This window comes from Streptomyces sp. NPDC057694 (assembly GCF_042799415.1).
GTDB lineage: Bacteria > Actinomycetota > Actinomycetes > Streptomycetales > Streptomycetaceae > Streptomyces.
Map to the genome: position 1 here is coordinate 289,491 of NZ_JBHVIX010000001.1, position 23,783 is coordinate 313,273.

A 23,783-nucleotide genomic window follows, 5' to 3' on the forward strand; every position below is an offset into this window, starting at 1 on the left:
GCTCCTTCCGCAGTGATCGCGGCATTCGACGGGGCGTCGGTCGACGGCTCCGTGTACAGCGACGTGGTGGGGCTCGCCGGGCGCGCGCCCGGCTGGCTGGACACGGCGGCCACCCTCTGGTCGACGTACGGACTGCTGCTGTTCGGCGCGCTCATGGCCCTCGGCTGGTGGCGGGCGCGCCGGGCGGGCGCCGAGGTCGCGCTGACGGCGCTGGCCGCACCGGTGCTGGTGGTCGTGGCCTTCGGGGTGGATCTCCTCGTGAAGTCGGCGGTGCGCGAGGTGCGTCCCTGCCGGAGCCTGCGGCTGGCGACGCTGGAGGCGTGTCCGGCGCCGGACGACTGGTCCTTCCCGAGCAACCACGCGGCGATCGCCGCGGCGGCCGCGGTGGCGCTGTGGTTCGTCTCGCGGCGGCTGGGTGCGCTCGCCGCCGTGGCCGCGCTGGTCATGGCCGCATCCCGGGTGTGGGTGGGGGCGCACTACCCGCACGACGTGCTGGCCGGGCTCGTCGTCGGAGCCTCGGTGGCGCTCGTGGGCATGCTCGCGCTGCGGCGCCGCCCGTCGTTCGCGCGGCGCCTCGCCGACTCCCCGCTTCGTCCGCTGCTGCTCGCCGCGTCATGAACCGCCGGAGCGTCGCGGACCTGGCGGGCAGTGTGGGCCTCGGCGCCTGGGCCGCGTTCGGTGTCCTCACCATGATCGTGATCGGCCGGGGCGGCAGCCCGCTCTCCCCGGACGATCAGCTGCTGGCCTGGTCCCTGGGCCACCGGCCCGACGAGTGGCTGGCCCTCGCCCGCGGCGTGACCGCCACGGGCACCGGCGTCGTCCCCTACGCCCTGGTCGTGCTCGCGGGCATCTTCGTGGGGCGCACCGCGCGCCACCGGCTGGCCGCCGCCCTTCTCGGGCTGGTCTGCCTGATGGCGGGACAGGCCCTGCGCTACGGCGTGATGCTCCTCGTCCACCGGCCCCGCCCGCCGCGGGCCGACTGGGCGACACACGCCTCGGGGTGGTCGTTCCCCTCCGGTCACACCACCACGGCCGCCCTCACCGCCTGCATCCTCGTTGTCGCCGTACAGTTGCGCGCGCCGCGCGGCCGCACGCTCCTGACGGCCGTGATCACGGTGTGGGGACTCGCCGTCGGGCTGACCCGCGCCGAACTCGCCGTGCACTGGTCCACCGATGTGCTCGGCGGCTGGCTGTTCGCCGCCGGCTGGGCCGGGCTCTGTCTGTGCGTCGCGTGCTGGTGGCTGCCCGATCGGTTCGTCCCCCGTGAAGCGGGAGCGACCGTCGAGCCGATGGACTCCAGGGAGGCGGTGGAGGGCCGTGCGGCGCAAGATCCTGGTCGTTGAGGACGATCACGCGTTGCGCGACGTACTGCTGCGCGGCCTGCGTGAGGAGGAGTTCGATCCGCTGCCCGCCCCGGACGGCGCCACCGCCCTGCGCCTCGCCTCCGGCGAACTGGCCGCCGCCGTGCTCGATGTCGGGCTGCCCGACGCCGACGGCCGCGATGTGTGCCAGGCCCTGCGGGCGGGCGGACTCACCTTCCCCGTCATCTTTCTGACGGCTCATCACCGGTTGACCGACCGGCTGTCCGGGTTCTCGGCGGGCGGCGACGACTATCTGCCCAAGCCGTTCCATCTCGCCGAACTCGCCGCCCGGCTGCGCGCGGCGATCAAGCGCGCCTCCCCCGCACACACCACGACCGCCGTCGGCGACGTGAGACTGGACGCGGTCCGGCACCGCTGCACGGTCGGTGACACCGAACTCGCCCTGACACCGACGGAGTTCCGGCTCCTGGCCGTACTGATGGCGGCCTCCGGGGACGTGGTGCGGCGCCGTGACCTGGTCAGGGCCGCGTGGCCCGAGGGGGCCCGGGTCAACGACAACACCCTCGACCAGTACCTGACCCGGCTGCGCCGCAAGCTGCGGGAGGCCGGCAGCACCCGCGGCATCGGCACGGCCCGGGGCATCGGCCACCGCCTCACATGAACCGCGCAAGCCCCATGTACCGCACGGTGTCCCGCCTGGCGACGCGCCTGGCGCCCCGCACCCTGCGCGGGCGGTTGTCCCTGGTGGCGCTCACCGGCGCCGCGCTCCTCATCACGGTCCTCACCGTCGCGTTCAACGCCGTGGCCCGGCAGCACCTTCAGCGGCAGGCGGACGACGAACTGCGGACCCGCGCCGCCGCCGTCGCCACCACCGTGGACACGAGCGGGCCCGTCCCTCGCGTCCACGAAGGCAGCCACGACGACCTCCTGGACAGCAACGTCTGGATCTATGCCGGCAGTCGGCCGGCCGAGGCTCCCCCGCACACGGATCCGGGCAGCGCGGTCGGCCGCGCCGCGCGCTCTCTCGGCGTCGGGGGCACACGCTCCTGCACCAGTCTCGGCGGAGCACGGCCGGTGCGGCTGTGCGCGTTCCCCTTGCCCGGCCGGGCAGGCGGCGCCACGATCGTCACCGCACTGGACCTGGCCCCCTACCGGAGCTCCGCGGACAGTCTTCTGTACGGCTCGCTCGCGCTCGACGCGGTGATGCTCGCCTGCACCTACACCCTGACCCGGCTCGCCGTCGGCCACGCGCTGCGCCCGGTCCGTGCCATGACCGACCAGGCCACCCAGTGGGACACGGTCGCCGCGGACGACCGGTTCGGCGCGTCGTCGTTGCCCGCCGAACTCGCCGTCCTGGGCGCGTCGCTGGACGCCCTGCTCGACCGCATCCGCGCACTGCTGCGGCACGAGCGGCAGCTCACCGCGGAACTCTCCCACGAGCTGCGCACGCCGCTCAGCCGTGTCATCGCCGAACTCGACTGGTACGGGAGCCGCCCCCGCACCCCGGCCGACACCCGGGCCACTCACACGGCGATCGCACAGGCCGCCGCGTCCATGCGCACCATCTGCGACACGCTCCTGCTCGACGCCCGCGACGGCTTTCCCACCGCGCCCGGCACAGCCGTGGCACTGCCCGCCCTCCGCCACGCCGCCGCGCAGCTGGACGCGCCCGGGCATCTGACGCTCACCGTCACCGCCCAGGAGCCCGGGCTCGCCGTGGGCGTCAGCGCGGCCCTCCTCGAGCGCATCGTCAGCCCGCTGCTCGCCAACTCCCTGCGCTACGCGCGCTCCAGAGTGTCGGTGCACGCCCGCCCCGGGCCCGACGGGGTGTGCGTCGACGTCACCGACGACGGCACCGGAGTGCCACCACCGTTCGTGGGACAGCTCTTCGTTCCCGGCCGGCGCGCCGATCCGGGTGGTCCGCACGGCGGAGCGGGCCTCGGCCTGCCGCTGGCGCGGCGCCTGGCCCGCTCCGTCGGCGGCGAGGTGCGCTACGACGAACAGCACACCCCCGGAGCCCGGTTCACGGTGTGCCTGCCTCCGGCGTGACCGGCGTTCCGGCGCGTCGTTCCCGTTCGGTGACGTCCTTGCGGGTCGCGGCCAAGTAGACGACGAGGGCGGAGATGACCGCCAGGAACAGCACGCTGGTGACGACGGTGCCCAGGCCGCGGCCGCCGTCCGCGGTGGGCTGGGAGAGGTAGTCGCCCGTCGAGGCGCCGAGCGGGCGGGTCAGCACGTAGGCGATCCAGAAGCTCCACACCGCGTTCAGGCCGAGGGCGAAGTGCACCACCGCGACAGCGGCGATCGCCACCGCGAACAGCACGACGGAGAGCCAGTAGCCGACGGCCATCCGCTCGGCGACCAGGTCCCCGGCCGCTGTGCCCAGAGCGAAGGTGAACAGCACCGCCAGCCAGTAGAAACACTCCCGGCGCCGTGTGTCGACACTGTGGATGGACAGGGTCCGCTCGCTGCGGTACCAGAGGGCGAACACGACGGTGAGGCACACGGCGAACGCCGCGGTGCTCGCCTCCAGCGGCACCCCGAGGTTGTCGGTGAGGTTGTCGCTGACCAGCGTGCCGACCACGCTGATCAGGGCGACCGCGGTCCAATAGACGCCCGCACGGTAGGCGTCGGTACGGAACTGCGCGACGAGCACGACCGCCAGCAGCACGCTCATCAGCAGCGAGACGCCGCTCAGGCCGAGCCCCAGCTTCTCGTTCAGCATGTCGGCGGCGGTCTCGCCGACCGTGGTGCACAGCACCTTGATGATCCAGAAGTAGACGGTGACTTCGGGGACCTTGTTCCAGCGCGGGCGGTGCCCGGAGGGCGTCGACTCCCCGCCGTCGAGGAATGGGGCACGTGAGGTTTCGGATGTCATGGGGCCGACGCTGCCAGGGGGAACCTGAACGCATCCTGACTGCCGAAACGCACCCTCGTACCGCACCCTGACTGCCGTGCGGATCCGGCCGGCCACCCTTCTGGATAGCAACAGCGGGGCAGCGGCGACCAGGGCCGGGCGACGTGCGTTCAGGTTGCTTTCAGGTTCGCGCCCGGCAGGGGAAACACCTGCTCCGGAAGCCCAAAAGCCCTGGCAAAGAGGTCTGGGGCAGGGGTGGTTCACCGTGTCAGGGTGCGGGCCATGAGCACAGAGAACGTCCTCGACCACCACCGGGGCGACCGTCCCGACACCCCTGCCCACGCGCGCCTCATGGCGACCAAGGTTCCGGAAGTGACGGTCTGCTTCTGGGTCATCAAGGTGTTGACCACCGGCATGGGCGAGACGGCGTCCGACTTCCTGGCCAAGGCCCTCGATCCGGTCCTGGCGGTCGGGCTCGGCGGGCTCGGTCTGGTGGCTTCTCTGCTGCTTCAGTTCGCCGTCCGCCGGTATGTGGCGTGGATCTACTGGACCGGCATCGTCATGGTCAGTGTGTTCGGCACGATGGCCACCGACGTCCTGCACGTCGTCCTCGGCGTCCCGTACGCCCTGTCCACGCCGTTCTTCATGATCGTGCTGGCCGCCGTGTTCGCCCTCTGGCACCTGCGCGAGGGAACCCTGTCCATCCACAGCATCCACACCCGCCGCCGTGAACTCTTCTACTGGGCCGCCGTCCTGGCCACGTTCGCACTGGGCACCGCGGCCGGCGATCTGACCGCGTCCGTCGGCCTGCGCTACCTCGGATCCGCCGCCCTGTTCGCCGTCGCCATCTGCGTACCTGCCCTCCTGCACCGGTCCGGGCTCCTGGGCGCCGTGACCGCGTTCTGGAGCGCGTACGTCGTCACGCGACCGCTGGGCGCCTCCCTGGCCGACTGGATGGCCCTCCCCGGCAGCCGGGGCGGCCTCGGGATGGGGCTCGGTCCGGTCACCCTCTCCTGGACGGTCGCCATCGTCGGGTTCGTCGCCTACCTGGCCGTCTCGAACCGCGACACACAGGCAGGCTGACCTGCCCGGTCACTGCCGGGGTCAGCCGACGGTGAGGACGGCGTTGCCCCGGATCCTGCGGCCGCACAGGTCGGTGATGACATCGGCGGTACGGGTCCAGTCGCGTACGGTGCCGATCTCGGGGTGGAGGCGGCCGGCGGCGACGAGGCGCACCAGCACCGACAGGTCCTGGCCGTACGTCACGTCCGACGTGGTGTAGTCGAAGTGCGCGATCCGGGCCTGATTGGGCCCTTGGAAGAAGCTGAAGAAGTCCAGAGCGACGGGGGCGCGGCCGGTCTGCCCGAACCAGACGAGAAGGCCGTCGGGGGCCAGGGCGGCCAGCGCGGTGGTCAGGCTGTCGCCGCCGACCGACTCCAGCACCACGTCGTACGGGCCCCTCGCCCGCGCCACCGAGGTGACCAGCTCGATCGCGCCCAACTGCATGAGTTTCGCGCCGCGTTCGGCGGTGGCGCTGACCGCGGTGAGCTGCGCGCCACCGGCGGCGGCGAGTTCGGTGACGTAATGGCCGACTCCGCCGCTCGCGCCGGTGAGCAGCACCTTGCGGCCCGCGAGCGGTCCGGCGGCGCGCAGCAGCCGCAGCGCGGCGATCCCGGCCGGCGAAAGGGTGGCGGCGGTCACGGCGTCGACGCTGTCGGGGAGTTCGGCCAGGCTGTGGGTGGGTACGGCGACGCGTTCGGCCCAGCCGAGGGCGGGCGGGTGGGCGACGACACGGGCGCCCTCGGCCGGCCCGGAGCCGTCGGCCGCGGGCCGGAGCACGGCACCGGCGACGCCCTGGCCGGGCCGCCATCGCGCCCCGCCACGATCGAGGCGGTCGTCGAGCCGGAAGACCTCGCCGTGGCTGACGGAGTACGCCTCGACCTCGACGACCGCCTCGTCGGCGGCGGGTCGGGGCTCGGCGGCCTCGCCGAGAGCGAGGGGCTCGTCGGTGCCGGCGGCGTTCCCGGGCAGCATCGCCTTCATGGTCTGCGTCTCCCTCTTCGTTCTCTTCTTTTTCGTCGAGGCGGTCGGGGTACGTCGTCACGCGGGCCTCAGGCGATCAGGGCGCGCTCCCAGTGCTGGGTGTCGGCGTACTCGCGCATGCTGGTGATCCTGCCGTCGCGGACGGTGAAGACGCCGATGTTGTTCTCGCGGTAGGGGCGGCCGGTCCTGCCCGTCGCCCAGGAGTCCCACTCGACGAGGACCTGCTCACCGGCGCCGAAGACGTTCGTGACCTTGATGCCGATCTCCTTCGTCGGGTCGAGGTGGGCGAAGGCGGTGGCCAGGAAGCCGTTGATCACCTGGTCGCGGCCCTGCCAGGTGCCCGAGATCGGCAGGTCGCCGCCGTACCAGCAGCTTCCGTCCTCGGCCCACGAGTCGAAGACGGTGTCCTGGTCGTCGGCGGCAAGTGCCTCGAAGTAGCGCAGGACCACGGCCGTGGGGTCGGTGTTCTCGTTCATGGATCTCTCCTCGTTCGGCTGCTGAAAGGGGGGTGGGGTGCTGTCGGCGCGACGTGCGGACCGGTCAGGCGAACACGACCGTCTTCGCGTGCAGCGTGTCGAAGTACTCGCGTACGTTCGCGATCTTGCCGTCGCGGACGGTGAAGACGGCGAGGCAGTGCTGGTCGTAGCGGCCGCCGGCCTTCGCCTGTGCCCGGGTGTTCCACTCGGCCAGCACGCGGTCGCCGTCCGCGATCAGCCCGTCGAAGGTGAACTCCATCGTCTCCGGCTCCAGGCGGGCCACCATCGCCGGAACGAACTCGTCCAGGATCTCCGTGGGCCCGGTCCAGGTGCCGGACAGCGGGAGGTTTCCGGCGAGCGTCCACGTCGACTCCTCGGTGAAGAAGGTCCGCAGCGCCGCGAGGTCCCCGGCCATCAAGGTGTCCATGTAGGCCTGGACAACTGCCCTGCTGTTCTTGGTGAGTTGCTGCTCGTTCATGGCCTGGAGCCTTTCCGTCGCGGTGTGTGTTCCGATGACCTGAACGTTATGGAGAGAGCGCCCCGGAGGGGAAAGACCTCTTTCCGCGGGACTCAGAACAGCGCGGCATAAGTGCAGGCCACCTACCTACGTAGGATGCGCGGCATGGCAGATCTCCGTCGCTTGCGTTACTTCCTCGCCGTCGCCGAGGAGTTGAACTTCACCCGGGCCGCCGCACGCCTGCTCATAGCCCAGCCCGCCCTCAGCCGTCAGATACGCGAGCTGGAGAAGGAGCTGGGCGTGCGGCTTCTGGAGCGCACCACCCAGTCCACCTCGTTGACCGAGGCCGGACGGCTGCTGCAGGAGCGCGGACGGGTGCTGTGCGCGGACGCGGACCGGCTGTGGCGCGACGTACGAGGTTTCGCCGCTGGCGCCGAGGGCGGCCTCACCGTCGGGTACACCGCCAGTACCGGCTACGAGACCGCCCCCGTGCTCCTGGAGGCGCTCGCCGACGCACACCCCGGCATCACGGTCACCACGCACCTGCTCTCCAGCGCGGAAGTCGTCTCCGGCGTCGGCGACGGCACCCTCGACGCCGGCCTGGTGCGCTGCCCGCCTCCGACCCCTCAACTCGTGCGCACCCTGGTGAGGTTGGAGCCGCAGGGGCTTCTCATGCACGAAGCGCACCCCCTCGCCGGCCAGGACACGATCGACGCCGCCGCACTCGCCGACGAGACCGTGCTCATCCATCCCCGCGGGGCCAACCCCGGCCACTACGACGCGATCATCGCCGTCTTCGAGGGTGCCGGGATCGCCCCCACCCTGCGCCTGCGTCAGCTGTTCGACGCCGCACACGGTCCCGTGGCGCAGGGCCGGGCCGTCTCCGTCGTCGGCGCCTCCGCCCGCTCGGGGCTGCCCGCCGGCCTGACCTGGCGCCCGCTCACCCCCGCCACCGCGATCGAGATCCACCTGCTCACCCGCGGCGACACCCACCGCCCCGCACTCCCCCACCTGCTGCGCGTCACCGCCGACACCACCCGGGGCCGCGGCTGGCTCCGCCTCGGGTCCGCTTCCTGAAGCGGTTTCTCCGGTGAATTTCGATCCGCCCTGTAAGAAGTGGGCCGTCCCGCGCATTGCTTGGCGTAAGGACCGACACGAGGGGACGGCGCGTGACACAAGCCCAACGCTTCCGGGAGATGTACGAGGAGTGCTATCCGCGCGTCCTCGCCTACGCCACCAGTCTGGTGGGCCGACAGGTGGGCGAGGACATCACCAGCGAGACCTTCACGGTCGCCTGGCGACGGGTACGGGACATTCCGCGGCCCGCACTGCCCTGGCTGCTCGGGGTGGCGCGCAATCTGGTGCGCGAACTGCGCCGCCGGGACAGCCATCAGTACGCGGCGGCCGCCGAGGAGGCCCGGCGGATCGGGCAGGTCGGCGGGGCGGACGCCGGTGACATAGCGGCGGACGTGACCGACCGGGAGGCGGCGCTGCAGGCCCTGGCGAGCCTGTCCGACGCCGACCGGGAACTGCTGACGCTGCTCGCCTGGCACGGCCTGACCGCCAAGCAGGCCGCACGGGTCATGGGCTGCGCCACGGCGACGCTCACCGTCCGGCTGCACCGGGCCCGTCGCCGCCTGGAGAAGGCGCTTCAGACGGCGGCCGTGCCGTCACCGCCGCCGGACGCGCGCGCCGCCCACCTCGACGACCACAAAGGAGCAATCGCGTGAAGACCAGCCATGACAACTCCGGGCGCCCCGACGCCCTGCGGGCCCTCGCCGCCGCCCGGCCCGACGAGCTGGACCCGGCCCGGCTCGCCGGTTCGGAGCGGCAGCGCGACGACCTGGCCCGCATCCTCTCCGAGGTCCCGGACCGGCGTTCCGTGCCTTCGCCGCGCGGCCGCCTGGCCCTGAAGCCGATCGGCGCGGTCGCCGCCCTCACCGCCGTCGCCGCGACCGCGGTGATCGTGACGAACCTCGACGGCCGGTCCCCGGCCGAGCGGCCCGAGGCCGGTCCGCGCTCCTCCGCGACCTCGGTGACGGACGCCCGACTCGTCCTGCTCAGCGCGGCCACGAAGGCGGAGGCGGCGCCTTCCGAAGGCACGTACTGGCAGACCGACTCACGGTCGGAGCTCGTGGACGTCGCCGGGGAGGCCGGGCACCTCTTCGCCGTGCGCGACACCTCGTCGTCCCAATGGTCGGTGGGTGTGCGCAAGGGAACGGACAGCCTGCTGGTCTCCGGCCTGGACTCCGAGGTCGCGCCCCGTACGGCGGCGGACGAGGCACGCTGGCGGGACGCGGGATCGCCCACCACGGTCGAGGTGGCGGCCGGGGAGGGCGCCAAGCGGGCGTTCAGGCTGGGCACCGGGCGGCCGACGGTCGACCGGACCGCCCTCGGCGACAAGATCTACGCTCTCGGCCCGCGCAACGTCTCGTACAAGGAACTGCGGGAACTGCCCACCAAGACGGCCGCGTTGCGTCAGGAACTGGAGCGGCTGTCCACGCAGGACGGCACCGCGGGACAGGGCGCCGAACGCTCGGCGTGGCTGCTGCGCGTCACGGCCGACCTCGTCACCATGCCGGTGGAGCCGGGCGTCCGGGCCGCCGCGTACCGGGTGATGGCGGATCTGCCCGGGGTACGGATGAGCGCCGACGTCAGCGATCCGCTCGGGCGCAAGGGCGTCGGCGTCACCTTCCCCACGACGAACTCGACCCCGCTGGGCAGTGTGCGGGAGCGGCTCGTCGTCGACCCGTCGACCGGTGAACTGCTCGCGGACGAGACGCTGCTGGTCGAGCCGTCGGCCAGGGCCCGGCAGGCCGGGCTGAAGGCGGGCACGGCGGTGAACTACTCGGCGACCACCAAGGCGACCTGGTCCGAGAAGCAGATCGCGGTGCCGGGGAACGCCCGGCGCTGAGCCGGTCTGCTCCGATTCCTCCGCAGCGCCGGCTCCCGACCCACACATGTCCCCCGTGCGAGCTACCCGCAGGTGTCCTCTCCATGGTGACGCTTCGGAACTCCTTGATCCATAGCGTTCTTCGCAGGCCGTGACGCTCATGTCGCGGCTGTGACAAGGGAGTTCTCATGAGGTTGGTGTGGCAGCTGCTGGCTGTGGCCGCGGTGGCACTCGTCGGTGGTCAGGGTGTCGCCGCGGTGGACGGGAAGCCGTGGCTGACGCTCGTGGTCGGCCTGGCGACGGCCGTCGTCGCCGTGCTGGTGTACGGGTGGGTGGTACGGCGCACGGAGCGCCGTCCGTCGATCGAGGTGGCCAAGGAGGGGGCGGCGGCCGGGATCGCCTGGGGGACGCTGGTCGGCGTGGCGGTGTTCGGCCTTCTGATCCTGCAGTTGGCGACGAACGGGTACTTCGACGTCCACGGCCGGGGTTCGGCGACGGGGGCTGCGGGGCTCGTCGGCTACATGGCCGCCGCGGCCGTGACCGAGGAACTCCTCTTCCGCGGCGTCCTGTTCCGGATCATGGAGGCACGCACCGGTACGTGGATCGCGATGATCTCCACCGGTCTGCTGTTCGGCGCGTACCACCTCGCCAATCCGGACGCCACACTGTGGGGCGCGGCCGCCGTTGCGGTCGAGGCCGGAGGCATGCTGACCGCCGCGTACATCGCGACCCGCAACCTGTGGGTACCGATCGGCGTGCACTTCGGCTGGAACTTCGCCGCGGGCGGCATCTTCAGCACGGAGGTCTCGGGCAACGGCAGCACGCAGGGGCTGCTGGACTCCTCGACGTCCGGCCCGGCCCTGATCACCGGTGGTGACTTCGGGCCGGAGGGGAGTGTGTACGCGGTGCTGTTCTGCCTGCTGACGGCGCTCGTGTTCCTGTGGCTGGCACGCCGGCGAGGCCACTTGGTGCCCCGCCACGACCGGCGGCCCGCAGGCACGGACACCGCTACTCTTCCTCGGTGATCAGTTCTGCGTGGGTCCCGGCGTGGTGGCGCGCCTCCGGTGTCCTCGTCCGGGACCTCCCGCTCGCGCTGCTGTGCCTGGTCGCTTCGCTCGTCCCGGGGCTGCACCATTTCGGAACGCGGCTGGGCGGCGTGCCGGACCGCCCCCTCGACGTACTGGCCGTGGTCGCGCTCGTCCTTCAGTGTCTTCCGCTGGCCGGACGCCGACGGTGGCCGGTCGTGGCGGCGGCCGTGGTCTCGCTCGGCTTCGCCCTGGACCAACTGCGCGGCTACCACTCTCTGGCGGGCACCGCCCTGCCCCTCGCCCTGCTGAGCATGGGCGCCCATCTGGAGCGTCACCGGCGCGGCACCGCGCTCCTGTTCTCCGTGGCCTACGTGCCGCTGGCGGTCGCGCTGGCCCGTGTGGGGCCGGGCGAGAGCGTGGCGGGATACGTGCTGTTCTGGCTGGCGCTGTCCCTGGCGTGGGGCATCGGGGCGTGGCTGCGTTCCACCCGGGCCATGGAGGCCGAGCTCCGGCGTCGCGTGGCCGAGGACACCCTCGCCGACGAACGCACGCGTATCGCCCGCGAGTTGCACGACGTGGTCACCCATCATGTGACGGCGATGGTCGTGCAGGCGGAGGCCGCCCGGTATCTGACCGCGGTTCCCGAGCGGCTCGACCAGTCGCTGACCGCCGTCACCGACACCGGCCGGCGGGCCATCACCGATCTGCGCCACCTGCTCGACCTCCTCAACCCCGACCACGGTGTCGAGGACCGGACGCCGACCGTCGGCAGACTCCACACGCTCGTGGAACAGACGCGGAGCGCCGGGCAGCCCGTGGAGTTCACCGAGGAGGGCACCCCGGACGCGTCGACCGGCAGCGCCGACCTCGTGGCGTACCGCGTCGTGCAGGAGGCCCTGACCAACGCCCTCAAGTACGCCCACGGGAGCCGGACTTCGGTCCAGGTGCACCATCGGGGCCGGGAGATCGCCGTGGAGGTCAGCACCGACGGTACGGGCGCCCGGGCCGCGGCGCCCGCGGGGAGCGGGCGGGGGCTGGCCGGGCTGCGGGAGCGGGTCGACGTCCTGGGCGGCGACTTCACGGCGGGCCGACGCACGGACGGCGGCTTCGTCGTACGGGCGCGCATACCGGCCGGGAGCGCGTCGTGAGCGACTCCGTCCGGGTGCTGGTCTGCGACGACCAGATGCTGGTCCGCACCGGCCTGGTGACGATCATCGACGCCCAGCCCGACCTGGAGGTGGCGGGCGAGTGCGGTGACGGGCGGACCGCTGTCGAACTCGCCGAGCGGCTGCGCCCGGACGTCGTGGTGATGGACGTGCGGATGCCGGTCCTCGACGGCATCGAGGCCACCCGCCTGCTGGCCGGGCCCGGGGTGCCGCGTCCCGTCAAGGTCCTGGTGGTGACCACGTTCAACCTGGACGAGTACGTCTACGAGGCGCTGCGGGCCGGGGCGAGCGGATTCCTGCTCAAGGACGCGCCCCCGGCCCAGCTCCTGCACGGCATCCGTACCGTGGCCACCGGAGCGGCGCTGCTCGACCCCGACGTGACACGACGGCTCGTCGGCCGGTACGCGGCCCGGATCCGGCCCGTCGACGACGTCCCGCCCACCACTCCGCTGACCCCGCGCGAACTGGAGGTCCTGCGGCTCATCGCGGACGGCCTGTCCAACCGGGAGATCGCCGACACCCTCCTCATCAGCCAGGAGACCGTCAAGACCTTCGTCTCCCGCATGCTGACCAAACTCCACCTCCGCGACCGCGTCCAGGCAGTCGTCTACGCGTACCGCCACGGCCTGGTCACCTGACACGCGGCCGGACGCCGGCTGCAGCCCTCTCGAGAGAGCCGGGCACGGCCGAGGCTCCGGGCGCCGGCTCTCCTCGAACGCCGGCAACTTGGTGTCGCACACCCGTTCCTGCGGCATGCGTTCGGTGGTTGCGGGCACAAGGGAGGTACCCCTGAGCCCGGACCCCGCCCAGGGGCCCTCATCTCAGCGCGCAGACGACGCCGACCGCGATGGTGCCGGTGGCGACGCCGAGCATGACAAGACGCGCGAGGCCTTCGAGATCGCGTGGCTCGTCATGGTCGAGGGGGCACGCGCACAGACCGTCGACGCAGTGCGGGGCATCGAGCCAGTACGCGTCCGTGAGTCGTGCGTAGTCCCGATGAGAGAAACGGTTCGGCTCTTCTTCCATGCTCACTCCAACCGGCTTGGGCGGAGCGTGGCACGGGCGGTCAACGTAAAGGCCGCACGTTCATGCATCCGTGGATTCAGGAGGGTTCGGCGAACGCGGCAGCCCGGCCCACCACGGTCGGGCCGCCGCGCGGCGCCGGGTCCGGCCCCGAGGGGGTGGGAACGCCGGACCGGCGCCGAGCACGCGGCCGGCTGTGCACCACCCCGCCGTCCCTGGCGGTGAACCGCGCGCTCTCGGCGGGTCAACCGGTACCGCGCCAAAAGGGTTCTTGGATGCACTCCTTACGGCTGAAAGCGCGGCTCCCGTGTTGACGTTCGGTCGAACGCGTCAGCCGCTCCGGGCCCTCAGCTGTCGGCGTCGAGCGCGGTGACCGCCGCTTCGGCGGCGTCGGCGAGGAGCTTGTCGTCGGCCGTGGCGTCCTTGGCGCCGTCGCGGTAGGTCAGGATCGCCATGACCAGCGGCTTGCGACCGGGCGGCCAGATGACCGCGATGTCGTCCCGCGCTCCGTAGTAGGAACCGGTACCGGTCTTGTCCCCGACGGTCCAGCCCTTGGGCACCCCGGCGCGGATGGTCCTGTCGCCCGTGGTGTTCGTCCGCAGCCAGGTCGTCAGCTGGCGCCGGTCGGCCGTCGGCAGGGTGTCACCGAGGACGAGACCGCGCAGGTCGGCGGCCATCTGACGGGGAGTCGAGGTGTCGCGCCGCTCCCCCGGACTCCAACGGCTGAGGTAGGGCTCGACGCGGTCGGTGCGGGTGACCTTGTCGTCGAGTTCCTTCTCCAGGAAGGCGCCCAGGCGGCCGGGGCCGCCGATGTCCTCGAACAGGACGTTGGCCGCGGTGTTGTCGCTGTAGCGGATCGCGGCGTCGCACAGGGCGCGCAGGCTCATCCCGGTGTCTACGTGCTTCTCGCTGACGGGTGAGTTCTCGACGAGATCGGTGCGGTCGTAGTGCAGGACGCGGTCCATGCCGTCACCGGCGTTCTTCTTCAGGACGGCGGCGGCCAGGAAGGACTTCACGGTCGAGTTGTAGGAGAAGCGCCGCTTGTCGTTCCAGGTGACCTCCCGGCCGCTGCCGGTGTCGATCGCGTAGAGGCCGACGTGCGCCCGGTAGGTGCGCTCCAGGCGGGCGAACGCGTCGTTCGCGGAGGCGTTCGCGGAAGCGTTCGCGGAGCGGTCCGCGGCCGCCGTGGTGGTGGCCGGACCCCCGGCTCCGGCGGGGCCGCCCTGTCCGCAGCCCGTCGTGGACAGGACGGTCAGGACGGCGCAGGCGGCCAGTACTGCACGGCCGGCACCGGCAGGCCGGCGACGGCTCGGTCGGAGGTGCTGCATCGGTCGAGTCCCTTCGACGGAACCCCGGCCGCGGAACACGGAGGATCCCGGGCGCGGGGTGGGCACGGCCGTCACGCCCGAACGGGCCGCGGCCGGGGCATCGGTGACGCCCTGTCACACACCCTTGCCGGTCGGGCGGTACGGCGACCAATACATCCGTCCCGGTGTCCATGCCGAATCCGCATAGAGTGGCCGGGTGGATCTGCTCGGAGCATGTCGCGCCTTCGTCAGCGTCAGCGATCACCACGGCTTCACCGACGGCGCGGCGGCCGCCGGGGTCTCCCAGCCGGTCGCCAGTCGCCGGGTCGCCGCGCTCGAAGAGCTGCTGGGGGCGCGGCTGTTCGAGCGGACGGTGCGCCGGGCCGTCCTCACCGCGTTCGGCCGCGAGATGCTGCCGCACGCCCGTCGGCTCGTCGAGGACGCGGACGGGCTGCTGCACGAGGCGGCGACCGCCCGTCGCAGGCCCTGGCGGCTGGCCGTACCGGACATCTGCACGACGAGCGGCCTCGCCCGGCTGATCGCCGACGCCCGCGGGCTCGGGATCGCCCTGGAACCGCGTACGGAGCCACCGGCCCGGCGTGCCGAACTGCTGCTCGCCGGAGGGATCCAGGCGGCGCTGCTCGCGGTGCCGGCGGCCGAGGCGGTCTGGCCGGTCCCCCTGGGCCTGGCCGCCGCCGGGGATCCGGGCGAGGGGTACGTCCACGTGGAGACGCTGCGCCTGGGGCGCACCGAGCGCGGTCCGGCCCGCCGGGTCTGGCTGCAGCCGGAGGACGACGTCCCGCACGTGCGGGATCCGCTGGCCCGGCTGCGCGACGCGGTCGGGCTGAGGCCCGCGCAGCTGGCGATCGCGAAGGACCTGACGACGGCGGCGGCCGAGGTGCACGCGGCGCCCGACTTCCTGCTGTGCTCGGTGCTCCAGGCCCGCGCGCTCGGTCTGCACTGGCGGCCGATGGGAGAGTTCACACCACAGCGCGGATATGTGCTGCGCACGGCGGCGCGCGACACTCCCCCGCCGGCGCTCACCCGGCTCGGCGTACAGCTCGGCCGGTGCCTGGGCGCCGACGAGGCGGAGCATCCGCACCTCGCCCAGGGCGCAGCCGTCCTCGTGCCGGACACAGCCAACGAAGGAGTCGGCGCATGACCACCGAAGCTCTCCTGCGCACGGTGCGCGAGGAGCTGAACGACGGCGGGCTGCGCGCCAGCCTCCTCGTCCGCGACCTCGGGACGGGCGAGGAGATCGGCATCGACCCGGACGTGCCGCTGCCGTCCGCCTCGCTGGTGAAGCTGCCGCTCGCGCTGGCCACGGCGGACCGGATCCGGCGCGGCGAGCTGGACGGCGCGCACTGCGTCGAGGTCGCGCCGGGGAAGATCACCACGGCCGGTCCGACCGGCCTGAGCCGCTTCCGGCACCCGGCCCGCGTGGCCCTCGACGACCTCCTCTACCTGAGTACGAGTCTGAGTGACGGCAGGGCGGCCGACGCCCTGTTCGACCTCACCCCGCCGGACGTGGTCACGGCGCAGCTGCGCGCCTGGGACCTGACCGGCGTCACCGTGCGGCACCGCACCGAGGAGCTGACCGAGACGCCGGAGGAGCACCTGGGACCCGGCCGGGCGCATCTCGCGCACGCGTTGGCGATCGGCGCGAGCACCGCGGGTCGCGGGCACCGCGTCCCCCAGCTCGACACCAGCCGGGCCAACACCGGCACCGCACGCGCCTGGGCGGATCTACTGCAGGCGGTGTGGCTTCCGTCGGCCGTGCCGAGCGTCACAGCCGCCCGGGTCCGGGAGCTGATGCGGCACAATCTGATCCGGCACCGCCTCGCTCCGGACTTCAGCTCGGACGCGACCGTCTGGTCCTCCAAGACCGGCACGCTGCTCAATCTCCGCCACGAGGCGGGGGTCGTCGAGCACGTCGACGGGCAGCGCTTCGCCGTCGTGGTCCTCACCGAATCTCTGGTCCCCGCAGGTGTCCAGCCCGGTGCGGAGGCGTTGATGGGGCATGCCGCCCGGGCACTGCGCGATCACCTCCGGCGGCGCACCCGCATCCCCGTCGACGGCTTCCCGGGGCGGCCCCCGACAGCCCCAAAGGAAGACCGATCGACCCCATAACCGATGCTTATGGGGTCATAGACAGGACCCGCCTATCAACTAAGGCTTGCCTTACTTTAAGATTCTCTTCGAGCACCACCCGCCCCACTCGAAGGGAACCTCACCATGCCTCGCCCTCTGCGGGTCGCCATCGTCGGCGCCGGCCCCGCCGGTATCTACGCCGCTGACGCGCTGCTGAAGTCCGCGACGGCCGTCGACCCCGGTGTGTCCATCGACCTCTTCGAGCGCATGCCCGCCCCCTTCGGGCTGATCCGCTACGGCGTGGCCCCCGACCACCCCCGGATCAAGGGCATCGTCACCGCCCTGCACCAGGTGCTCGACAAGCCGCAGATCCGCCTCTTCGGCAATGTGGACTACCCCCGTGACATCGACCTCGACACCCTGCGGTCGTTCTACGACGCGGTGATCTTCTCCACCGGCGCGACCGCCGACCGGGCGCTCGGCATCCCCGGGATCGAGCTGGACGGTTCCTACGGCGCCGCGGACTTCGTCTCCTGGTACGACGGGCACCCCGACGTGCCGAGGACCTGGCCGCTGAAGGCCGAGAAGGTCGCCGTGCTCGGCGTCGGCAACGTCGCGCTCGACGTCGCCCGCATCCTGGCCAAGACCGCCGACGAGCTGCTCCCGACGGAGATCCCGGCGAACGTGTACGACGGGCTCAAGGCCAGCCCGGCCAAGGAGATCCACGTGTTCGGGCGGCGCGGTCCCGCGCAGGCGAAGTTCAGCCCCATGGAGCTGCGCGAGCTGGACCACTCCCCCAACATCGAGGTCATCGTCAACCCCGAGGACATCGACTACGACGAGGGGTCCATCGCCACCCGGCGCGGCAACAAGCAGGCCGACATGGTCGCCAAGACGCTGGAGAACTGGGCGATCCGCGACATCGGCGAGCGGCCGCACAAGCTGTTCCTGCACTTCTTCGAGTCGCCCAGCGAGATCCTCGGCGAGGACGGCCGGGTCATCGGCCTGCGCACGGAGCGCACCGAGCTCGACGGGACGGGGAACGTCAAGGGCACCGGCGCCCACACCGACTGGGACGTCACCGCGGTCTACCGCGCGGTCGGCTACCTCTCGGACGAGCTGCCCAAGCTGCCCTGGGACGTGGCCTCCGGCACGGTTCCCGACGAGGCCGGCCGGGTCATCGAGGACAGCGGGGAGCACCTGACGTCGACGTACGTCACCGGCTGGATCCGGCGCGGCCCGATCGGCCTGATCGGTCACACCAAGGGCGACGCCAACGAGACCGTGGGCAGCCTCCTGGCGGACTTCGCCGCCGACCGGCTGCACACGCCCGCGTCCCCGGCCCCGGAGGCCGTCGACGCGTACCTGGGCGAGCGGGGTGTCCGCTACACCACGTGGGAGGGCTGGCACCGGCTCGACGCCGCCGAGCGGGCGCTCGGTGAGCCGCACGGCCGCGAGCGCGTGAAGCTCGTCGAGCGCGAGGAGATGCTCGACGCCAGCGGCGCCTGACCGTCACTCGCGAGGAGGGGCCGCGTCGGCCACCGGTGTTCCGGACCACGACGCGGCCCCTCCTGCTGTCTCGGCAGGATCCGGGACCTCAGAACCCCAGAAGGTCCACCACCTCGGTGAGGGAGGTGACTTCGTGGGCGTGGTAGAAGGGCGCCGACGGTTCGGTTCCCCGGTTCAGGTAGACGGTGTCCCGTACGCCGAGGTCGGTCGCCGACTGCAGGTCGTAGCGCGGGCTCGAGGAGATGTGCATCGTCTCCTGCGGACGGCAGCCCAGTTGTTCGTACGCGAACTCGAAGGCCCGCAGCCGGGGTTTGTAGGCACCGGACATCTCCGCCGTGAACACCGCGTGGAACTCGGCGCCGAGCCGGGCCACGTTCTGCGCGGCCTGGCCGGTCGCGGCATTGGAGATGATCACCAGCGGCACGTGCTCGGCGAGCTCGGCCAGCGGCTCGGGGACGTCGGGGTGCGGGCCCCATCCGGGGATCCGGGCGAACACCTCGGCCGGGTCCTCCGGCCTGAACTCGATGCCGGAGCTCACGCAGGCCCGCTCGAAGGCGCGGGAGATCACCTCGTCGTAGGGGCGCCAGTCACCCATCGCCTCGTCGAGCTGATAGCAGGCGAACCTGTGCGCGAAGACGTCGAGTTGGTCCGGAGTCGCGATGTCCTCGACCGCTTCTCGGGCGGCGGGGCCGATGGCGAAGTCCGTCAGCGTGCCGTACATGTCGAAGGTGATGAACCGTGGCGCGGGGGCGGTCAACGGACTCTCCTCGTCGGGGAAGGCGGTCAGAGGCGACGGACTCCGTCGCCTCGCACGGGTCCCGGCCCGGCGGTCGGCGTCGACGTCACACCGGGGCCAACCGACCCCACAGAGCGGTGATTCCCTCATCCGGCGGCCGCCGTGCGCCGGATGAGTGAGTCAGGCATATACAGAGGGTCTGTGCCTGATCGCCCTCAGCGCCTAAAGTGCTGTCCAGACTTCCGTTTCGGCGGCTTCGCGCATATGCCGTACGGAGGTCGAGGCCCCAAGTCCCCGGGCCGCGCCCAGAACGGCCGGTGCCGCGTCATACGCCGACACGCTGCCCGGCCCTCCGTCCTCGCGGGCCAGCCCGGGATGCCTTCCCGCACCTCCCGGCCCCGTCGAGGGCGAGGTGCGCGCCGTGCCCGGGAGGGGAGCCCCGGTACCGCGCACGAGCGGCCGTCGCCGGCGCGGGCCCCTGGCCCCCGGCGGCGGCTGCTTTCGAGCGGCCCGAACACGTGTGTAAAAACCCCTGCCCCAGAGTCCCGTTCACGCCAAACGAACCACCTTTTCCACGCAACCTCAGCTCCGCAACCTCCCGTTAACCCCACGATCGCCATTGCACAGCTAGCCTGCTTCTTGACCATCAGTTGACCTTCTGTTGGCATTCTCTTGATCCACGGAGAGCGGGAGGGGGGTCGCATGTCCCGAGGTGAGAGGTTGCGCGCGGGACATACCCCCACGAGCCGTCGCGCCGCCGTAGTCGCGTCGCGCCGTCACGTGCCCGTTCGCTCCCGCACACAAGTCCGAGCGGATCGGGGCCGACCGTGTCCCGAGAAGCCCCCGCCCCCGACCGCGACAGAGCAGTCGCACCCGTCCTGCAAGCCCGACGCGCTCCCCACGGCGCGCCAGGAGGAATCAACGCATGCAGCCCCTCATCGACAACGCCCGCACGTTCGGAAGGCGCCCTGAGGAGTTCGCCCGGCTCGCCGACGGCCAGTCGCCGCAGGTTCTCTTCATCACCTGCTCCGACTCGCGCGTCGTACCCGCCCTGATCACGGGCGCCCGCCCCGGCGAGCTCTTCGAGCTGCGCACCGCGGGCAACATCGTGCCCGCCCATGCCACCGACCGGCCCTGCGGCGAGACCGCCACCATCGAGTACGCCGTGCAGGTGCTCGGGGTGCGGGACATCGTCGTCTGCGGGCACTCGCACTGTGGCGCCGTCGGCGCCCTGGTCCGCGGCGACGACCTCGACGCCGTACCCGCCGTGCGCGACTGGCTCGCCCACGCGGCCGAGTCACCGTCCGCGGCGGACCCCGCCGACCCGACCGTCTCCGAAGCCGTGCAGCGGCACGTGCTCACCCAGCTGCTCCGGCTGCGCTCCTACCCGTGTGTCGAGCGGCGGCTCGCGGAGGGCCACCTGCGACTGCACGGCTGGTACTACGAAGTGCACACGGGAAGGGTGCACGAACACCGCACCGCCACCGACTCGTTCGAGGCTCTGTGAGTTCTGTGATGACCAAATACCCTCACTTCAAGCAGGACTTCACCGCCTCACTCGTCGTCTTCCTCGTCGCGCTCCCCCTGTGCGTGGGTGTCGCGGTCGCCTCCGGCGTGCCCGCCGAGCTCGGTCTGGTCACCGGCATCGTCGGAGGCATCGTCACCGGTCTGATGCGCGGCAGCAGCCTTCAAGTGTCCGGTCCGGCGGCCGGGTTGACCGTCCTCGTCTACGAGGCGGTGCGCGAGTTCGGTCTGCCCGGTCTCGGTGTCGTGGTGCTCGCCACCGGGCTGCTGCAGATCGGCATGGGCGCCCTCAAGATCGGGCGCTACTTCCGGGCCATCTCCGTCTCGGTGGTGGAGGGGATGCTGGCCGGCATCGGGCTCGTGCTCATCGCGGGTCAGCTGTACTCCATATTCGCCACCGAGGCACCGGAGTCGGGGATCGGCAAGGTGACCGGGCTGCCCGACGCGTTCGTCGACGCCCTCGGCAGCACCGGCTCGATCGCCTCACTCGCCCTGGGCGCCGGCACCGTCGCCGTCCTGGTGCTGTGGAAACACCTCCCGCGGCACGTGCGCGTGGTGCCCGGGCCGCTGGCGGCGGTGGGCCTCGCCGTCATCGCGGTGCTCGTGCTGGACCTGCGGGTGGCCACCGTCGAGGTCAGCGGGCTCGTGGAGTCCGTGCAGCCGCCGTCCCTCGGTACCCTCGGCGACATCGCCGGGCTGAGCCTGGTCGGGACGATCGTCGCGTTCACGCTGATCGCCTCCGCCGAGTCGCTGTTCAGCGCGGCGGCCGTCGACCGCATGCACGACGGTCCCCGCACCTCGTACGACAAGGAGTTGCTGGCACAGGGCGCGGGCAACACCGTGTGCGGCATCCTCGGCGCGCTGCCGATGACCGCGGTGATCGTGCGCAGCGCCGCCAATGTCCAGGCAGGCGCCAGGACCAAGGCGTCGCGGGTCCTGCACGGTGTGTGGCTGCTGCTGTTCGCGGCACTGCTGCCGGCCGCGCTGGCCTACATCCCGGTCCCGGCGCTCGCGGGTGTGCTCGTGCACGCCGGGGCGAAGCTCATTCCCGTACGGACCGTGGTGGGTCTGTGGCGTGAGCAGCGCGGCGAGGTGCTGATCCTTGTCGTCACGGCGGTGTCGATCGTGACGGTCAGTATGTTCGAGGGCGTACTCGTGGGTGTGGCGCTGTCCGTCGCGAAGACCGCGTGGGACGCCTCCCAGGTGAAGCTGGAGGTGGTGGACAAGGGCGCGGGGCCGGTGCAGGCGCATCTGTCGGGCAACGCGACGTTCCTGCGGCTGCCGAAGATCCTCGACAGCCTGGAGGCGCTCCCCCACGACCGGCCCGTCGAGGTGAATCTGTCGGGGCTGCACCATCTCGACCACGCCTGCCGGACGGCGCTGGAGAGCTGGGCCCAGCGGCACAGCTCCGCCGAGACGGAACCGGTGAGGGTCACCTCGACCTGAGGTCGACCCGCTCCGGTTCTGGGCCCGACCGCCGTGCGCCTCCACGGCGGTCGGGCCTCACCGCTGTCCGCGTCAGTCGTCGAGAACCGCCGCGACGGCCTCGATCTCGACGAGCTGATCGGCGTATCCGAGCACCGTGACACCCATGAGGGTGCTCGGCACGTCGTGCCCGCCGAAGGCGTCCCTGACCACGCTCCAGGCCTTGACCAGGTCCTCCTGGCGGGTCGATGCCACCAGGACACGGGTGCTGATGACGTCCTCCAGGGTGGCCCCGGCCGCGGCGAGGGCGGTCCTCATGTTGGCGACGCACCGGGCCGCCTGACCGGCGTGGTCGCCGACGGCCACGGTCGCGCCGTCCTCGTCCAGCGGGCACGCCCCGGCGAGGAAGACGAGCCGGGCGTCGGCGGGCGCGGTCGCCGCGTACGCGTACTCGGCGACGTCGGACAGCGCGGCGGAGCGGATCAGGGTGACGGAGCGGGGCACGGGTCAGGGGTTCCTTTCCGGCAGGTGCTCCCCGGACGGGGAGCCCGGTCATGCTGCCACAGGGCCCGCCCGCCGCGCCCCTGACTATTGGGTCGGCAGGGAAGCGCAGTTGGAGGAGGCGGGCTCGCCCGAGAGCCGGTCCGTCAGCCAGTCCACCGCGGTGCCCTGGTCGGTGAGGAGCGGGCCGAAGTGGTTGATGAGCGCGCGCCCGACGTCGGGCAGCACCACCGGCTTGTACGTGACCTGCGCGCCCTTGGCGCACCAGTCGACGGCGAGTCGGCGGGCCTGGGCGTGCGGTACGAGGTTGTCCTTGACGCCGGTGGCGATCCGGACGGGACCGGCCGGTGTCATGGTCCCGATGCGCTGCTGTTCCAGGAACTCCTGGAGGCGCGGCTCGGACCGGATGATGTCGTCGAGGCTCTTGCCGTCGTTCGTCCACGACGAGCTGCGCTGCGAGCTGTACGAGAGGATCGCGTCGCCGACGCACATGGTCGACAGGTCCTTCAGGGCGGCGCGGCCCTTGTCGTTGAGGTGGGCGTCGGCGATCGGGCGCAGTGCGGGGTCGGACTGCAGGAATCCGTTGAGGGACCAGCCGAGCGCGCCGACGAGGTCGGTGCCGTCGATGGCCTTGGTCGTCTCGGTGAGGTCCGCGGGCGGCGCTCCCGCGTAGGTGCCGGAGAGCTGGACGTCGGGGGCGTAGGCCGGCTGGAGTTCGGCGGCCGCCGCGGTCGCACCGCCGCCCTGGCTGTAGCCGAACAGTCCGACGCGCGACTGCTCGGTCACCGAGGCGCCGTCCAGGGAGCGGGCGGCGCGTACCGCGTCGAGCACGGCGTGGGCCTCGTCGAGACGGTTGACGTAGGTGTGCAGGCGGTCGGTGGCGCCGAGGCCGATGTAGTCGGTGACGACGACGGCGACGCCCTTGGCGAGGAGCCGGTAGACCGCCAGGTCCTCGTAACCGACGGACAGCGTCTGCCCGTTGATGGTGATCGGGTGTTCGAGGCCCAGCGAGGCGGCGCACTGGTCGCCCTGGCCCTGGGTGCCGGGGGCGAGCGCGACCAGCGGACGGGGGCCCGCTCCGCGCCATTTCGCGGTGGGCTCGATGTACGCGCCGGTCGCCGCGGCGGGGCTGCCGGTGGAGTCGGTCGTCTTGTACATGAGGCGGGTGGCCTTGCCGGGCAGCGGCCCGTGCAGGCTGGGCAGGCTCAGCGCGAGCGGCAGCGGCTCGCTGCGGATGACGCTGCCGTCGGCGTCCGGGAGTTGCGCGGGCGGGTTGTAGAACGCGGGGATGGTGACGCCGCGCGAGACCGTGTCGCCGGAGTTCGACGCGCTGTCGGCCGCAGCCGGCAGCGCCTGGGCGCCGAGACAGGCGGCGACGGTGACGGCGGCGGCCAGCAGACGGGTGGGGGCGGGCATGGCGAACCT

25 protein-coding genes are annotated in these 23,783 nt (G+C 72.1%); 16 read left to right on the top strand and 9 right to left on the bottom strand.

Annotated features, from left to right (window positions below; genetic code table 11):
* The first annotated feature begins 12 nt into the window (after positions 1 to 12).
* The 4 genes from ACFVDP_RS01485 to ACFVDP_RS01500 are packed head-to-tail and all read left to right on the top strand — an operon-like array spanning position 13 to position 3,371.
* Positions 13 to 618 (top strand): phosphatase PAP2 family protein, encoded by a 606-nt coding sequence (locus ACFVDP_RS01485; RefSeq protein ID WP_383484248.1) that lies wholly within the window; start codon positions 13 to 15, stop codon positions 616 to 618.
* Positions 615 to 1,343, top strand: coding sequence for a phosphatase PAP2 family protein (locus tag ACFVDP_RS01490; protein ID WP_383481435.1), 729 nt, complete (start codon positions 615 to 617; stop codon positions 1,341 to 1,343). The genes ACFVDP_RS01485 and ACFVDP_RS01490 overlap by 4 nt, the downstream gene beginning before the upstream one ends.
* Positions 1,318 to 1,983: a response regulator transcription factor gene (locus ACFVDP_RS01495; protein WP_383481438.1), complete on the top strand. Its 666-nt coding sequence runs from the start codon at positions 1,318 to 1,320 to the stop codon at positions 1,981 to 1,983. The genes ACFVDP_RS01490 and ACFVDP_RS01495 overlap by 26 nt, the downstream gene beginning before the upstream one ends.
* Positions 1,980 to 3,371: an ATP-binding protein gene (locus ACFVDP_RS01500; RefSeq protein WP_383481440.1), complete on the top strand. Its 1,392-nt coding sequence runs from the start codon at positions 1,980 to 1,982 to the stop codon at positions 3,369 to 3,371. The genes ACFVDP_RS01495 and ACFVDP_RS01500 overlap by 4 nt, the downstream gene beginning before the upstream one ends.
* Here ACFVDP_RS01500 and ACFVDP_RS01505 read toward each other — a convergent pair.
* Positions 3,346 to 4,200: a hypothetical protein gene (locus tag ACFVDP_RS01505; protein WP_383481443.1), complete on the bottom strand. Its 855-nt coding sequence runs from the start codon at positions 4,198 to 4,200 to the stop codon at positions 3,346 to 3,348. The genes ACFVDP_RS01500 and ACFVDP_RS01505 overlap by 26 nt on opposite strands.
* A gap of 261 nt (positions 4,201 to 4,461) precedes the next feature.
* Between ACFVDP_RS01505 and ACFVDP_RS01510 the strand changes: the two genes are divergently transcribed.
* Complete coding sequence (locus tag ACFVDP_RS01510) at positions 4,462 to 5,262, top strand: hypothetical protein (RefSeq protein ID WP_383481445.1); 801 nt, start codon at positions 4,462 to 4,464, stop codon at positions 5,260 to 5,262.
* A gap of 21 nt (positions 5,263 to 5,283) precedes the next feature.
* Here ACFVDP_RS01510 and ACFVDP_RS01515 read toward each other — a convergent pair whose 3' ends face one another.
* From ACFVDP_RS01515 to ACFVDP_RS01525, 3 genes are all read right to left on the bottom strand, one after another.
* Positions 5,284 to 6,222 (bottom strand): zinc-binding dehydrogenase, encoded by a 939-nt coding sequence (locus ACFVDP_RS01515; protein ID WP_383481448.1) that lies wholly within the window; start codon positions 6,220 to 6,222, stop codon positions 5,284 to 5,286.
* Between the two features lie 68 nt (positions 6,223 to 6,290).
* Complete coding sequence (locus ACFVDP_RS01520) at positions 6,291 to 6,698, bottom strand: nuclear transport factor 2 family protein (protein WP_383481451.1); 408 nt, start codon at positions 6,696 to 6,698, stop codon at positions 6,291 to 6,293.
* 64 nt (positions 6,699 to 6,762) lie between these two features.
* A complete protein-coding gene (locus ACFVDP_RS01525; RefSeq protein WP_383481454.1) occupies positions 6,763 to 7,176 on the bottom strand; it encodes a nuclear transport factor 2 family protein in 414 nt (137 codons plus the stop codon).
* Between the two features lie 144 nt (positions 7,177 to 7,320).
* Between ACFVDP_RS01525 and ACFVDP_RS01530 the strand changes: the two genes are divergently transcribed.
* From ACFVDP_RS01530 to ACFVDP_RS01555, 6 genes are all read left to right on the top strand, one after another.
* Positions 7,321 to 8,232, top strand: coding sequence for a LysR substrate-binding domain-containing protein (locus tag ACFVDP_RS01530; protein ID WP_383481457.1), 912 nt, complete (start codon positions 7,321 to 7,323; stop codon positions 8,230 to 8,232).
* Between the two features lie 92 nt (positions 8,233 to 8,324).
* On the top strand, positions 8,325 to 8,885 hold the full coding sequence (locus ACFVDP_RS01535; protein ID WP_383481460.1) for an RNA polymerase sigma factor: 561 nt from the start codon (positions 8,325 to 8,327) through the stop codon (positions 8,883 to 8,885).
* Positions 8,882 to 10,069, top strand: a complete 1,188-nt coding sequence (locus ACFVDP_RS01540; RefSeq protein ID WP_383481463.1) for a CU044_5270 family protein — start codon at positions 8,882 to 8,884, stop codon at positions 10,067 to 10,069. Before ACFVDP_RS01535 ends, ACFVDP_RS01540 begins: the two co-directional genes overlap by 4 nt.
* Positions 10,070 to 10,236: 167 nt before the next feature.
* Positions 10,237 to 11,073, top strand: coding sequence for a CPBP family intramembrane glutamic endopeptidase (locus ACFVDP_RS01545; RefSeq protein WP_383481466.1), 837 nt, complete (start codon positions 10,237 to 10,239; stop codon positions 11,071 to 11,073).
* Entirely contained in the window at positions 11,070 to 12,224 is a 1,155-nt protein-coding gene (locus ACFVDP_RS01550) for a sensor histidine kinase (RefSeq protein ID WP_383481469.1), read from the top strand. The genes ACFVDP_RS01545 and ACFVDP_RS01550 overlap by 4 nt, the downstream gene beginning before the upstream one ends.
* Positions 12,221 to 12,880: a response regulator gene (locus tag ACFVDP_RS01555; RefSeq protein ID WP_383481472.1), complete on the top strand. Its 660-nt coding sequence runs from the start codon at positions 12,221 to 12,223 to the stop codon at positions 12,878 to 12,880. The genes ACFVDP_RS01550 and ACFVDP_RS01555 overlap by 4 nt, the downstream gene beginning before the upstream one ends.
* 178 nt (positions 12,881 to 13,058) lie before the next feature.
* Here the strand turns inward: ACFVDP_RS01555 and ACFVDP_RS01560 are convergent, their stop codons facing one another.
* Complete coding sequence (locus ACFVDP_RS01560) at positions 13,059 to 13,268, bottom strand: hypothetical protein (RefSeq protein WP_383481475.1); 210 nt, start codon at positions 13,266 to 13,268, stop codon at positions 13,059 to 13,061.
* 344 nt (positions 13,269 to 13,612) lie between these two features.
* Positions 13,613 to 14,593, bottom strand: a complete 981-nt coding sequence (gene bla, locus ACFVDP_RS01565) for a class A beta-lactamase (protein ID WP_383481478.1) — start codon at positions 14,591 to 14,593, stop codon at positions 13,613 to 13,615.
* Positions 14,594 to 14,789: 196 nt separating this feature from the next.
* Here bla and ACFVDP_RS01570 point away from each other — a divergent pair, with 196 nt between their 5' ends.
* From ACFVDP_RS01570 to ACFVDP_RS01580, 3 genes are all read left to right on the top strand, one after another.
* Positions 14,790 to 15,734: a LysR family transcriptional regulator gene (locus ACFVDP_RS01570; protein ID WP_383481481.1), complete on the top strand. Its 945-nt coding sequence runs from the start codon at positions 14,790 to 14,792 to the stop codon at positions 15,732 to 15,734.
* Positions 15,731 to 16,702, top strand: a complete 972-nt coding sequence (locus tag ACFVDP_RS01575) for a serine hydrolase (RefSeq protein WP_383481484.1) — start codon at positions 15,731 to 15,733, stop codon at positions 16,700 to 16,702. Before ACFVDP_RS01570 ends, ACFVDP_RS01575 begins: the two co-directional genes overlap by 4 nt.
* Before the next feature lie 105 nt (positions 16,703 to 16,807).
* Positions 16,808 to 18,172, top strand: a complete 1,365-nt coding sequence (locus ACFVDP_RS01580) for an FAD-dependent oxidoreductase (RefSeq protein WP_383481487.1) — start codon at positions 16,808 to 16,810, stop codon at positions 18,170 to 18,172.
* 88 nt (positions 18,173 to 18,260) lie between these two features.
* Here ACFVDP_RS01580 and ACFVDP_RS01585 read toward each other — a convergent pair whose 3' ends face one another.
* A complete protein-coding gene (locus ACFVDP_RS01585; protein ID WP_383481490.1) occupies positions 18,261 to 18,929 on the bottom strand; it encodes a haloacid dehalogenase type II in 669 nt (222 codons plus the stop codon).
* Between the two features lie 904 nt (positions 18,930 to 19,833).
* On the opposite strand from ACFVDP_RS01585, the gene ACFVDP_RS01590 reads away from it, so the two are divergent.
* Together ACFVDP_RS01590 and ACFVDP_RS01595 are read left to right on the top strand one after the other, a co-directional pair.
* Positions 19,834 to 20,415, top strand: coding sequence for a carbonic anhydrase (locus tag ACFVDP_RS01590; protein ID WP_383481493.1), 582 nt, complete (start codon positions 19,834 to 19,836; stop codon positions 20,413 to 20,415).
* Positions 20,416 to 20,423: 8 nt separating this feature from the next.
* Positions 20,424 to 21,878, top strand: a complete 1,455-nt coding sequence (locus tag ACFVDP_RS01595; RefSeq protein WP_383481496.1) for a SulP family inorganic anion transporter — start codon at positions 20,424 to 20,426, stop codon at positions 21,876 to 21,878.
* A gap of 72 nt (positions 21,879 to 21,950) precedes the next feature.
* On the opposite strand, the gene ACFVDP_RS01600 is transcribed toward ACFVDP_RS01595, so the two are convergent.
* Complete coding sequence (locus tag ACFVDP_RS01600; protein WP_383481499.1) at positions 21,951 to 22,361, bottom strand: RidA family protein; 411 nt, start codon at positions 22,359 to 22,361, stop codon at positions 21,951 to 21,953.
* Positions 22,362 to 22,445: 84 nt separating this feature from the next.
* Positions 22,446 to 23,774 (bottom strand): lipase family protein, encoded by a 1,329-nt coding sequence (locus ACFVDP_RS01605; RefSeq protein ID WP_383481502.1) that lies wholly within the window; start codon positions 23,772 to 23,774, stop codon positions 22,446 to 22,448.
* Positions 23,775 to 23,783: the final 9 nt, after the last annotated feature.

Bases quoted from the DNA above. Each gene is read 5' to 3' on its own strand.
- ACFVDP_RS01490 (WP_383481435.1), top strand. From the start codon at position 615: ATGAACCGCCGGAGCGTCGCGGACCTGGCGGGCAGTGTGGGCCTCGGC.
- ACFVDP_RS01500 (WP_383481440.1), top strand. From the start codon at position 1,980: ATGAACCGCGCAAGCCCCATGTACCGCACGGTGTCCCGCCTGGCGACG.
- ACFVDP_RS01505 (WP_383481443.1), bottom strand. From the start codon at position 4,200: ATGACATCCGAAACCTCACGTGCCCCATTCCTCGACGGCGGGGAGTCG.
- ACFVDP_RS01510 (WP_383481445.1), top strand. From the start codon at position 4,462: ATGAGCACAGAGAACGTCCTCGACCACCACCGGGGCGACCGTCCCGAC.
- ACFVDP_RS01515 (WP_383481448.1), bottom strand. From the start codon at position 6,222: ATGAAGGCGATGCTGCCCGGGAACGCCGCCGGCACCGACGAGCCCCTC.
- ACFVDP_RS01520 (WP_383481451.1), bottom strand. From the start codon at position 6,698: ATGAACGAGAACACCGACCCCACGGCCGTGGTCCTGCGCTACTTCGAG.
- ACFVDP_RS01525 (WP_383481454.1), bottom strand. From the start codon at position 7,176: ATGAACGAGCAGCAACTCACCAAGAACAGCAGGGCAGTTGTCCAGGCC.
- ACFVDP_RS01530 (WP_383481457.1), top strand. From the start codon at position 7,321: ATGGCAGATCTCCGTCGCTTGCGTTACTTCCTCGCCGTCGCCGAGGAG.
- ACFVDP_RS01545 (WP_383481466.1), top strand. From the start codon at position 10,237: ATGAGGTTGGTGTGGCAGCTGCTGGCTGTGGCCGCGGTGGCACTCGTC.
- ACFVDP_RS01560 (WP_383481475.1), bottom strand. From the start codon at position 13,268: ATGGAAGAAGAGCCGAACCGTTTCTCTCATCGGGACTACGCACGACTC.
- bla (WP_383481478.1), bottom strand. From the start codon at position 14,593: ATGCAGCACCTCCGACCGAGCCGTCGCCGGCCTGCCGGTGCCGGCCGT.
- ACFVDP_RS01575 (WP_383481484.1), top strand. From the start codon at position 15,731: ATGACCACCGAAGCTCTCCTGCGCACGGTGCGCGAGGAGCTGAACGAC.
- ACFVDP_RS01580 (WP_383481487.1), top strand. From the start codon at position 16,808: ATGCCTCGCCCTCTGCGGGTCGCCATCGTCGGCGCCGGCCCCGCCGGT.
- ACFVDP_RS01590 (WP_383481493.1), top strand. From the start codon at position 19,834: ATGCAGCCCCTCATCGACAACGCCCGCACGTTCGGAAGGCGCCCTGAG.
- ACFVDP_RS01595 (WP_383481496.1), top strand. From the start codon at position 20,424: ATGACCAAATACCCTCACTTCAAGCAGGACTTCACCGCCTCACTCGTC.
- ACFVDP_RS01605 (WP_383481502.1), bottom strand. From the start codon at position 23,774: ATGCCCGCCCCCACCCGTCTGCTGGCCGCCGCCGTCACCGTCGCCGCC.